This is a genomic window from Nocardia testacea NBRC 100365 (genome assembly GCF_000308775.1).
Taxonomy (GTDB): domain Bacteria; phylum Actinomycetota; class Actinomycetes; order Mycobacteriales; family Mycobacteriaceae; genus Nocardia; species Nocardia testacea.
The window spans coordinates 86,637-96,430 of the sequence record NZ_BAGJ01000001.1 but is presented as its reverse complement, the minus strand read 5'-3'; the positions used below and the strand labels follow the sequence as shown (position 1 = coordinate 96,430).

The following is a 9,794-nucleotide window of genomic DNA, read 5'->3' as shown; positions in this document are numbered from 1 at the left end:
GGGGCGAAACCGCGGCGGATACCGGCGCCCAGGTTGCGCTGGGGACTGCTCGCGGTCGCGGTGGGCGCGGTGGTCGCGGCGCTGGGCACCATGCTGGTCAGTGGATTCGACAATGATTCCAATCTGCAGGCCCGCAGTCCGGGCGGCTCGGTGGCCAAGGCCGAGAAGGTATTCGCCTCGGTCGGCACCGGTGACTGTCTCACCTGGACCAAACCCGACCACTCCGATCTGGTCGAACTCGATTGCGCCGACGACCATCTCTTCGAGGTCACCGACACCGTCGACCTCAGCGTCTATCCCGGTTCCGAATTCGGGTCCGAAGCGCCGTGGCCGGATTCCCTGCGCCTCACCGAGCTCCGCGAGGAACACTGCGTGCCGGCCGCCCAGCGGTATCTGAACGGGCGGCTCGATCCGCGCGGCCGTTACGCCGTCGGGTTGATGTATCCGAGCAACGACGGCTGGACCAACTCCGGCGACCGGATCCTGCGCTGCGGGCTGCAGGTTCCCGGGCTCAGCGGTAACCCCATCGCCACCACGGGCCGGGTGTCCGACGGCGACCAGTCGAAGGTCTACGAACCCGGTATCTGTCTCGGTATCAGCCAGAACCTCCCGACCGATCCGATCGACTGCGGTCAGGAACACGCGGTCGAGATCGCGGCCACCGTGGATCTGTCCCAGCGCTTCCCGGGCGGGCCACCGGCCAAGGAGGACCAGGATCAGTACCTGGAAGAGGAGTGCGGGCGGCTCACCAACGACTATCTCGGCGGTCCCCATGTCCTGCGGGACAAAACGCTCACGGTGTTCTTCGATTTCATCGATGTGCGCAGCTGGCTGGCAGGTAGCCGCAAACTCGACTGCATGATCGGAAAGGGCGCCGACCAGGAGGGTTTCGCACCGATCGTGGGTCCGGCGCGGGGCCGCCTGCTCATCAACGGCCAGGAACCCGTGCCACCGCCCAACTCCGGGCGTTCCACGCCCAAGCCGCTGCCCGGCGCCGCACCGCTGCCCCCGCAGCCGGAACCGCGTCCCGCGCCCAGGTAGGCGGCGCACGGCGATGCCGGTCCGCATGTCGGAGGGACGATTCGAGGAACTGGTCGGCGATGCGCTGGACCAGATCCCGGCCGAGCTGACCCGCGCCATCGACAATGTGGTGATCCTGATCGAACCGCGCAATCCCGACGACCCACATCTACTGGGTCTCTATCACGGGATCGCGCTGACCGAACGCGACAGTCATTACGGCGGTTCGCTGCCCGATACCGTCACCATCTACCGGGACGCCCTGCTGGACGCATGTGCCGACGAGTCCGAGGTGATCGAGGAAGTCCGGATCACCGTGATCCACGAAATCGCACACTATTTCGGGATTGACGAAGACCGTCTCCATCAGCTGGGATGGGGTTAAGCTCAGTCTGGCCCACGCAACAGGCCGGCAGGGGATGCACGGGAGGGGCTGGGCCGACGAAAGAAGTTCGGAATCGATGGAACCGCCAGCGGGGGTGTCGCGTCCGATCTACTCGTAGGGGGAATTCTCGTGGTTCCGCCCAAGAGCCGCCACCAGAAGGAGTCGAGGACATGATTGGCAACGTCGACGTCACACCCGAACTCATCCTCGCCGCCGCGGTCGAGCTGGACCTGCTCGCCGACAGGCTGGCCGGGGTGGCCGCGGCCACCGTACCCGCCACCTATGTCGCGCCGTCCGGCGCGGACGAGGCCTCGATCCACGGTGCCATGCATATGAACAAGGCCGCCGCCACCCATCAGACCTCGCTCGCCCAGGCCGTCCTCGAACTGCACCACACGGCCGCGATCCTGCGCACCCAGCTGGCCCAGTACCTGGTCCAGGACGCGGCCTCGGCGGGTGTGCTGGCGCTGACCGGTGCGCCGTTCGGTTCGATCGCCGTCTAGTGGTGCCGCCCGGCGGAGCCCGTCCCCGGCCGTACGACCGGCACGGACGCGGCGGTACGGCCGGCCCGCACCCGCAGACCGGGACCGAGAAAAGAGCACGGTGACCACGCATTCGCGGCGAGACCGCCGATCGACCATCGATAGTTCACAAGGGGAGAAACAAGCATGACCGCAGGTATCACCGGGGTGTTCTGGCTGCCCAGACTCGCCGAGGGGAATTCGATCGCGTTGAACGCCGGCTCGCACGCCATTCCGATGAGCGCGGCCGCCGGAGCGTGGGGTGGGCTCACCGGTGCGTGGGTGGATGCCACCGCCACCGTCGTCCGGGTGATGGCCGAGCTCGGCGTCGGTATGCAGAGCGTCAACGGGATCGGCGCCCTGGCCCGGCTCGTCGGCTTCACCGGATGGGCCGAACAGCAGGGCGCGATGGCCGCGACCCTCGGCACCAAGGCCGCCTCGCAGGCCACCGCCTATACCGTCGCCTCGATCGCCATGCCGAGCCTGCCCGAGATCGCCGCGGTAAACGCCGCTCGCGTAGCGGCGCATTCCACCGGTGGCGTACTGAACGGCAGCTCCGAGGTGGCCGAGGCCGCCAAGGCCGCGTTGGATCTGCGGGCCGCGCTCACCATGGAGACCTACGAGGCCGCCATCACCGCCACCGTGCTCACCCCCGGTGAGTTCTTCAACCCGCCGCCGATCGCCAACGGCGCCGGCCAGGTCGATTCCTCCTCCGCCGAAGAGGCTATGAAAGAAGCCAACGGCGACCCGGTGAAAATGCTGGCCGCCGCCGGCACCGCGCTGGCCCAGAATCCCGGATTGGCCAGTGCGGCAACGCAGGCGGCGCATGTCGCCGGCTCGGTGGCGAGCACCGGTGTCACCACGGTCGGCAATCTGGGGGCCAACGCCCTCGTCGCGGCCACCACTTCCGCCCCGGCCCCGGCGGCCGTGGCGCCACCGGCACCCTCGATGGTCACCGGAGCCGTAGCGGCCACCGCCGCGGCGGCCGCCCGGGCCGGCGGTATGCCCGGCGGTTCGGCACTCGGCCTGAACAACGGCGGCCTGAAGGTGCCCGAGGGGTGGGGTGCCCCGGCGGCGAATGCCACGGCCCCGGCCACCGAGACCGTCGCGGTCGCACGTGGGGAGGCGGCACCGGTGCGCCCGGCCGGCACCGGCTCGTCCTCCAGTCCGCTGCTGGGCAATTCGCGCGGTGCCGCCGGTGAGGACGAGCAGGAACACGACGGCGCCGAGTACCTGCGGGGTGATCACTTCACCGACGGTCGCTACATCGCGGACGGTGTGATCGGCGCCGAACCGCCACGAGCGGACAAGTGACAGTGCTCGGAGCAGGGCGCGGGCCGTCGACACTGGCGGCGGTCACGCTGTCCCTCGACGAAATGCAGTACCTCCTGGAGGCACTGGAAATCGACGAGGTGCCCGTCGTGCTGGACGCACGGGGACGCTACGACAACCAGATCGACCACGACGCCGCGATGGACGCCGCGGCCCGGTCGCTTACCGACCGGGATCTTTTGGACGGCGAACAGATTCATCCGGAACTCGCCGAGCGCCTCCGCGGCCTGTACCGGCCGCACTGGGTGGTCGCACTGCGATTGATCGTCGCGGGGCAGGTGAGCCGGATGTGCCTGGCGAAGGGCGACGACCTGGTGACCGTCGCGCTGCGCGGTCCGCAGTCCTATGTGATCGACGAGGCCACCGAGGATCTGCCCGGCCCGGTCATGATGGCGCTCGGCCCGGCCGACGCACTGGAACTCACCGGAATGAACGCCCCCACCGAACAACTGGTGCCCATCTTCGACGACGCGGGCGACCCGACAGCCACCGCGGCCCGGCTGGCAGAGGTCGGCAACCCTCCACGGGATGCGCAGGTGATCGCCTCGGCGATGGCGCACTGTGATTCGCACGCCGAGATCGTCGGTGTGGTGTACGGCGACGCGAGCCGCGATATCGCGGAAAACCATATCGCCGTGTTCAACACCCGGGCGGGCCGGTTCATCGCGACGGCCAGCCTGGCCGACGACGGCACCAAATGGACCTCGTTCAGCAGTGGCACCGACGCCCGGCTCCGAATCGCGCTCCAGGACCTGATCAACTCGCTACCCGAACGCGCGGAGTTCCCCCGGCGCCCGAACCTCGCCTGAGGCGACCTCAGCCCATCGGGTCGTCGGCGCCGGCCTCCGCTTTCACCCCGAACGGCGGAGTGAATCGACCCCAGCGGACGCATTCCCAGCCGCCGTGCGGGCGCGGTACGAGTTCGATCGTCTCGGTATTGTCCAGGTGGTTGTTGGTGGTGAACGGCGGCGCCACCCCGGCGAGGAACCGGCCGACCAAGCGCATGGCGGCGCCGTGGGAAACGACCAGCACGTCACCGCTGTCGCTGCCGTCGAGGAACTCGGTCCGCAGCTCGGTGACCGCCGGTACGAAACGGTCCAGTACCTCCTGCGCGGATTCGCCGCCGTCGACGCGCTCGTCGAGCCGGCCCTCGTGCCACAACCGGTACGCAGCCTGGAACCGGTCGTGGGCCTCCTTGGTATTCAACCCGTCCAGCGCACCCAGCTGCACCTCGTGTATGCCGTCGTACTCGGTCGCGGTCACCCCGGTCGCGGCCTCGATATAACCGGCCGTCTGGCGGGCGCGCAGGGCACGGGAGTGGAAAAGCGCACGCGGCGGGACGGTCAGGGCCGAACCGAATGCCTTGGCCTGCGCCACGCCGCGCTCGGTCAGCGGGAGGCCGGGGAGTTTGGTGTCCAGTATTTTTGCGACATTGCCTTCGGTTTCGCCGTGTCGCACCAGGATCAGTTTTGCGGTCACAGGTCGGCCACCCCTTTGCGTAGCTGTGTCAACCAGAGCGCGGCATCCTCGTCCGACGGCGGCGGGGTGCCGGTCGCCGAGGTGGCCGGCCAGGATCCGAGGAATCGGATCCGCGCGGTGCGGTGCAGTGCCTTGAGCGCCTCGGCCACCGCGGCGTCTTCGATATGGCCGACACAGTCCAGGTAGAAGCGGTAGGTGCCCATACCGGTACGGGTGGGCCGGGACTCGATCCGGGTGAGATCAACACCTCGGGTCGCGAATTCGGCGAAAGCGCGCATCAGCGAGCCGGGCATGTTCGGCAGTTCCTCGAGCACGATGGAGGTCCGGTCGGTGCCGGTGGGCGCGGGCGCCACCCGTGGGGGGGTGACCAGCACGAACCGGGTGACGGCCTGCTCGTGATCGGCGACGCCCGAGGCCAGTGGGATAAGTCCGAGCCGTTCCCCGGCGAGCATGGTGGAGACCCCGGCGTCGGCCAGGCCGGCCCGCACGTCTTCGGCGGCGGCGGCGTTCGAGCTCGAAGTGTGCAGCGCGACCTCGCCCAGGGTGTGCTGAACCCACTGCCGGACCTGCGCGAGCGCGACGGGATACGCCGCCAGCGTGCGCACCGCGCCGATCTCGGTGCCCGGACGCGCGACAATCGTGAAGCTCACCTCGAGTTCGACCTCGGCGATGATCTGCAGCCGGGGTCCGATCGCCAGCGAATCGAGGGTGGCCGAGATGGAGCCCTCGACCGAACTCTCGATCGGCACCACCGCCGCGGTCACCTCACCCGCCCGGACCAGTTCCAGGGCGGCGGACTGACTGGGCGCGGCGACCCGCTCGACCGGCCCGTCGAAGGACCCCGAGCGTTCGAAATCGGCGAGGGCCATCTCGGTGAAGGTTCCGGACGGACCGAAATACGCGATACGCGGCACGTCTACGAGACTACTGGTGCCCGCGCCGGGCCCGCCGACCACGGGATCCGCGCGAGCGCGACCGGGCCCGGACCGGTTGGCCGTGTGCCGCCGGGCCGGCCTACCACGACGACAGCGTCCCGCGGTGCCCGCTCGGCGCGGGCGGTCGTATCCCGCTCAGCCCAGTGCGGCCCGCAGCGCCTGCTCGAGTTCGGCCGGATCGTCGCTCTCGATTCCGAGCAGCACCTCGCGTACCGCGTCGACCGCGCCGCCGGAGAGTCCGGACAAGAATTCGGTATCCGGGCTACGCAGGGCGGTACGAATATCGTCGCCGCACAGTGCGGCGGCGGTGGCGGCCACGATGGCCAGCGCGCGGGCGGCGGAATCACCGCGGGCCGCGAAGCCGTCCGAGCCGTGCGCGACCTCCGCCAGCAGGTCGGCGACCCCATCGTCGGAGAGTGCCGGCTCGACCATCCGCGTACCGGCGAACGTTCCGGCCGGGACCACCAGACCGTCGAGAAGTCCGCGTTCGGTCGTGCGCTTCGGAACGGTCAGTTCGACGAGGACCGGCTGCGATTCACCAGCTACCACACCCAGATCGTATGCCCGGGACGGCCGCGGCCGCGCCGCGCATCCCGCCGAGCGTGGACGGCGGATCCCGCATTCCCGTCCCGGTGGCATCGATGCCCTTGCGCCACATTCGACTTTAACTTAGCTTAGGTTTACCTAAATCAAAGCCTGTGAAGTCGGGCACGCCCGCACTGGAGGTACCCATGGCGCCGACCACCGCCGCACCCGCCCCATCCACCGCCGAGCGTGTCCGCAACTCCTGCGCCCATGCCGAACAGGCGGTACTCGCCGTTCCGGGCGCCGACCCGACCCCGGTGTCGGTGCATTTCCTGCGCCAGTGCGGGGATGTGGTGATCGCGGTACCCAACGACAGCGCCGCCGTATACGCGGCCGGCACCGCCATCGCCGGCGCGCCCGCCGTCCTCGAACTCACCGACCACGCGCCACTCCCCCTGCGCGAACCGGTACGGGCCCTGGTCTGGTTACGCGGCTGGATCCGCGGCGTACCCGCCCGCGCCCAGCGGACGCTGGTCGGTGCCGTCGCCGAAGACCACCCGCATCCCGGCCTGCTCGATATCGGCCACACCGCAACCCTGCTGCGCCTGGTCCTGAACTCGGCTGTCGTGGCCGACTCCTCCGGAGCCGAATCCGTCTGTGTGGACGAACTGCGACTGGCCACTCCCGACCCCTTCTGTGGAATGGAAGCGGCCTGGCTCCAGCACCTCGATGCCGACCACGCCGATGTGGTCGCCCAACTGGCCCGGCACCTCCCGGCGAAACTCCGCCACGGCCGCATCCACCCCCTGGCCATCGACCGCTACGGCCTCACCCTGCGTATCGAGGGTATCGACGGCGACCACGATTTCCGCCTTCCCTTCGCGACCCCCGCCGAAGACGTCGAAGCCCTGGGACGCGCTGTCCGCACTCTCGCCGGCTGCCCCTTCCTCAACGGCCTGCGCCGCTGAACCCACCGCGGCGCCCTCGGCGCCGAGGCCGGGCCCGTAGATTCTGGATATGCGCGAGAGCAGCCCGGTCGACGACCGGACGAGGGAGCAGCGGGGGATCCGGCTCGAGATCCTGGTCGTCCTCTGCGTGACCTTCGGGCTCAGCGGCATGAACGCGGCGCTGTCCCTGCTGGAGAGCGCGCTGGCGCCCGGCGGCGTCGGCGGGCAGACGGTCGCGTTGAACTCGTCGCGGGCCACCCAGTCCTTCATCGATCTGCTCTTCCAGCTGCTCGGAGTACTGCGGCTGGCGGCATGGGCGGGACTGGCGCTCTACCTGCTGTGGCGTAGCGGTATCGGACCGCGGGCCATCGGACTCGCACGTGCCCGATTCCGGCCCGACGGGCTGTACGGTCTGGGGCTCGCCGCGGTCATCGGGCTGCCCGGGCTGGGGTTGTATCTCATCGCACAGTCACTCGGCGTGAATGTGACGATCGTGCCCGACGCGTTGAGCGACCACTGGTGGCGCATTCCCGCCCTTGTGCTCTCGGCCTGCGCGAATTCGGCGGCCGAGGAGATCGTGGTGGTGGCCTTCCTGCTGACCCGGCTCCGCGCACTGGGCTGGTCGGACAATTCGGCGCTGGCCGCCTCCGCACTGCTGCGCGGCAGCTACCACCTGTACCAGGGGCTGGGCGGTGGGCTCGGCAATGTGGTGATGGGGGTGATCTTCGGCCGGTTCTGGCAGCGCACCGGGCGGCTGTGGCCGCTGATCATCGCGCACGCCCTGATCGACATCGTGGCCTATGTGGGCTACGGGTTACTGCACGGCCGGGTGTCCTGGCTGCCCTAGGCTGCACGACCAGGTGTCCCGGCCGCCCCGGCGGGGTAAGCCGCCTATACCGGCGCACCGCGCTCACCTGCGGGTCGGACGGACGCCCCCGGCGCTAACAGAAGAGACCCGGATCGATAAGTAGAGTTTGATGATGATGAACGGCGACGACCCACGTATGCGCCGGGTGCCGCCGCACAGCGGGGGACCCGGACGAGCCGGCGCGCGCCGTCCCCCACCTCCCCAGGGTGGTCGCCCCCCGGTCGAGCCGCCACAGGTCATGCGCCGCAATCCCGGGCCGGGACCACAGGGCCGCCCCACCGAACGCTACGAACCGCCACGCGCCTGGTCACAGACCCCGCAGGGTCGTAACGCTCCCCCGGCCCGGCCGCCCGCGCCGGGTCGCGGTGGCAAACCGCACCCGCCCACCCACGCCCCGACCCAACGGCCGGTGTCGTACCGCGAAGGCGACCACGCCCCCACCCAGCGTCCCGTCCCGTTCCACGACAGCCGCCGTCGGCCGCCCCCGACGGGGAATCCACCGGGCCGCCGTCCAGCGGCACCCCCGCCCCGGCGTCCGCGCCGTAAACGCCATATCGGCCGGTGGTTCCTGGTGATCCTGCTGGCGCTACTGGCGCTGCTGGTCTACGGGGTCGTCGAACTCGACGGCTCCCTCACCCGTATCGACGCGCTCCCCGACTACGAAGACCGGGTCGGTAACACCGCCGGCACCAACTGGCTGCTGGTCGGCTCGGACAGCCGGGCCGGGCTCTCCGAGGAGGAGACCAGCGGTCTGGCCACCGGCGGCGAAGTCGGCGATCCGCGCACCGACACGATCATTCTGGTGCACGTCCCCCCGTCGGGCCGCACCACGCTGGTGAGCCTGCCCCGCGACTCCTACGTCGATATTCCGGGTTACGGCCAGGACAAATTGAATGCCGCGTTCGCCTTCGGCGGCGCACCACTGCTGACCCAGACCGTGGAGACCGCGACCGGACTGCACATCGACCATTACGCGGAGATCGGTTTCGCCGGTTTCGCCGGCGTCGTGGACGCGCTGGGCGGTATCGACATCTGCGTGCCGCAGGCCATCGACGACCCCCTCGCCGGAATCGACCTTCCGGCGGGCTGCCAGGAACTGAACGGCCCGCAGGCCCTCGGTTTCGTCCGCAGCCGTGCCACCGCCCTGGCCGATATCGACCGGATGAACAACCAGCGCCTGTTCCTGTCGGCCCTGCTGGAGAAGGCGACCAGCCCCGCCACCCTGGCCAACCCCTTCGCCCTGTGGCCCATGGCCGGTAATGTCGCCGATTCCCTCACCGTGGACAAGGGCGACCATATCTGGGACCTGGCCCGCCTCGCCTGGGCACTACGCGGCGACACCCTCGCCACCACTGTCCCGGTCGGCGGCTTCACCGACACCGACAGCGGGAACGTCCTGCTCTGGGCCGACCCCGACGCCGGCCGCTTCTTCGAAGCCCTCGCCGACGGCGACCCGATCCCCGCGGACCTGGCCGGCGAATAGGTTCCGCGGCGTCGCGGGCGAGGCCCCGCGGTCCCGTTGATCAGGCCCGGGATCCGCGGCGGTACCACGCGCGATACGCGGCCCACCATTCGACGACCGTGACTTCGATCGCCTCCCGCTGATAGCGGGCCTCGACCGTTGTGAGCCTCGCTCATACCGAGCCCACTGTTTCCACCGCCCGGTACCGGTGACAAGCCACAACCATCACGCACACAGGCGAAAACCCGACGCACCCGCTCCGGGGCCACCCGCATCACCGATCTCCGATTCACACATCGGCAGTCATCGATCTCGTGGTG

General features: G+C 69.7%; 11 protein-coding genes. 8 read left to right on the top strand and 3 right to left on the bottom strand.

The annotated features are described in order from the left end of the window. Positions 1-18 precede the first annotated feature (18 nt). From ON38_RS00445 to ON38_RS00425, 5 genes are all read left to right on the top strand, one after another. Positions 19-1,041, top strand: coding sequence for a septum formation family protein (locus ON38_RS00445; RefSeq protein WP_245563824.1), 1,023 nt, complete (start codon positions 19-21; stop codon positions 1,039-1,041). A 13-nt stretch (positions 1,042-1,054) separates the two neighbouring features. Further along, positions 1,055-1,405 carry a metallopeptidase family protein gene (locus tag ON38_RS00440; RefSeq protein WP_039821379.1) on the top strand — a complete coding sequence of 117 codons (351 nt, stop codon included), beginning with the start codon at positions 1,055-1,057 and terminating at the stop codon, positions 1,403-1,405. Positions 1,406-1,575: 170 nt separating this feature from the next. Further along, complete coding sequence (locus ON38_RS00435) at positions 1,576-1,908, top strand: PE family protein (RefSeq protein ID WP_039821378.1); 333 nt, start codon at positions 1,576-1,578, stop codon at positions 1,906-1,908. 165 nt (positions 1,909-2,073) lie between these two features. Further along, the gene (locus ON38_RS00430; protein ID WP_039821377.1) at positions 2,074-3,240 is read left to right on the top strand and encodes a PPE domain-containing protein; all 1,167 of its coding nucleotides are present in this window, start codon (positions 2,074-2,076) and stop codon (positions 3,238-3,240) included. Further along, entirely contained in the window at positions 3,237-4,067 is an 831-nt protein-coding gene (locus tag ON38_RS00425) for an ESX secretion-associated protein EspG (RefSeq protein WP_039821375.1), read from the top strand. Before ON38_RS00430 ends, ON38_RS00425 begins: the two co-directional genes overlap by 4 nt. Before the next feature lie 7 nt (positions 4,068-4,074). On the opposite strand, the gene ON38_RS00420 is transcribed toward ON38_RS00425, so the two are convergent. From ON38_RS00420 to ON38_RS00410, 3 genes are all read right to left on the bottom strand, one after another. Next, positions 4,075-4,737, bottom strand: coding sequence for a histidine phosphatase family protein (locus ON38_RS00420; RefSeq protein ID WP_039821373.1), 663 nt, complete (start codon positions 4,735-4,737; stop codon positions 4,075-4,077). After that, positions 4,734-5,651 (bottom strand): prephenate dehydratase, encoded by a 918-nt coding sequence (gene pheA, locus ON38_RS00415; RefSeq protein ID WP_039821415.1) that lies wholly within the window; start codon positions 5,649-5,651, stop codon positions 4,734-4,736. Before pheA ends, ON38_RS00420 begins: the two co-directional genes overlap by 4 nt. 156 nt (positions 5,652-5,807) lie before the next feature. After that, entirely contained in the window at positions 5,808-6,221 is a 414-nt protein-coding gene (locus ON38_RS00410; protein WP_051164221.1) for a hypothetical protein, read from the bottom strand. A 182-nt stretch (positions 6,222-6,403) separates the two neighbouring features. Between ON38_RS00410 and ON38_RS00405 the strand changes: the two genes are divergently transcribed. The 3 genes from ON38_RS00405 (at position 6,404) to ON38_RS00395 (ending at position 9,495) form a co-directional block, all read left to right on the top strand. Continuing rightward, entirely contained in the window at positions 6,404-7,165 is a 762-nt protein-coding gene (locus ON38_RS00405; RefSeq protein WP_039821372.1) for a DUF2470 domain-containing protein, read from the top strand. Positions 7,166-7,214: 49 nt separating this feature from the next. Then, the gene (locus tag ON38_RS00400; RefSeq protein ID WP_051164220.1) at positions 7,215-7,991 is read left to right on the top strand and encodes a CPBP family intramembrane glutamic endopeptidase; all 777 of its coding nucleotides are present in this window, start codon (positions 7,215-7,217) and stop codon (positions 7,989-7,991) included. A gap of 136 nt (positions 7,992-8,127) precedes the next feature. After that, the gene (locus tag ON38_RS00395; protein WP_085995315.1) at positions 8,128-9,495 is read left to right on the top strand and encodes an LCP family protein; all 1,368 of its coding nucleotides are present in this window, start codon (positions 8,128-8,130) and stop codon (positions 9,493-9,495) included. The last annotated feature ends 299 nt before the right edge of the window (positions 9,496-9,794 follow it).

Bases quoted from the DNA above. Each gene is read 5' to 3' on its own strand.
- ON38_RS00395 (WP_085995315.1), top strand. From the start codon at position 8,128: ATGAACGGCGACGACCCACGTATGCGCCGGGTGCCGCCGCACAGCGGG.
- ON38_RS00440 (WP_039821379.1), top strand. From the start codon at position 1,055: ATGCCGGTCCGCATGTCGGAGGGACGATTCGAGGAACTGGTCGGCGAT.
- ON38_RS00405 (WP_039821372.1), top strand. From the start codon at position 6,404: ATGGCGCCGACCACCGCCGCACCCGCCCCATCCACCGCCGAGCGTGTC.
- ON38_RS00430 (WP_039821377.1), top strand. From the start codon at position 2,074: ATGACCGCAGGTATCACCGGGGTGTTCTGGCTGCCCAGACTCGCCGAG.
- ON38_RS00400 (WP_051164220.1), top strand. From the start codon at position 7,215: ATGCGCGAGAGCAGCCCGGTCGACGACCGGACGAGGGAGCAGCGGGGG.
- ON38_RS00435 (WP_039821378.1), top strand. From the start codon at position 1,576: ATGATTGGCAACGTCGACGTCACACCCGAACTCATCCTCGCCGCCGCG.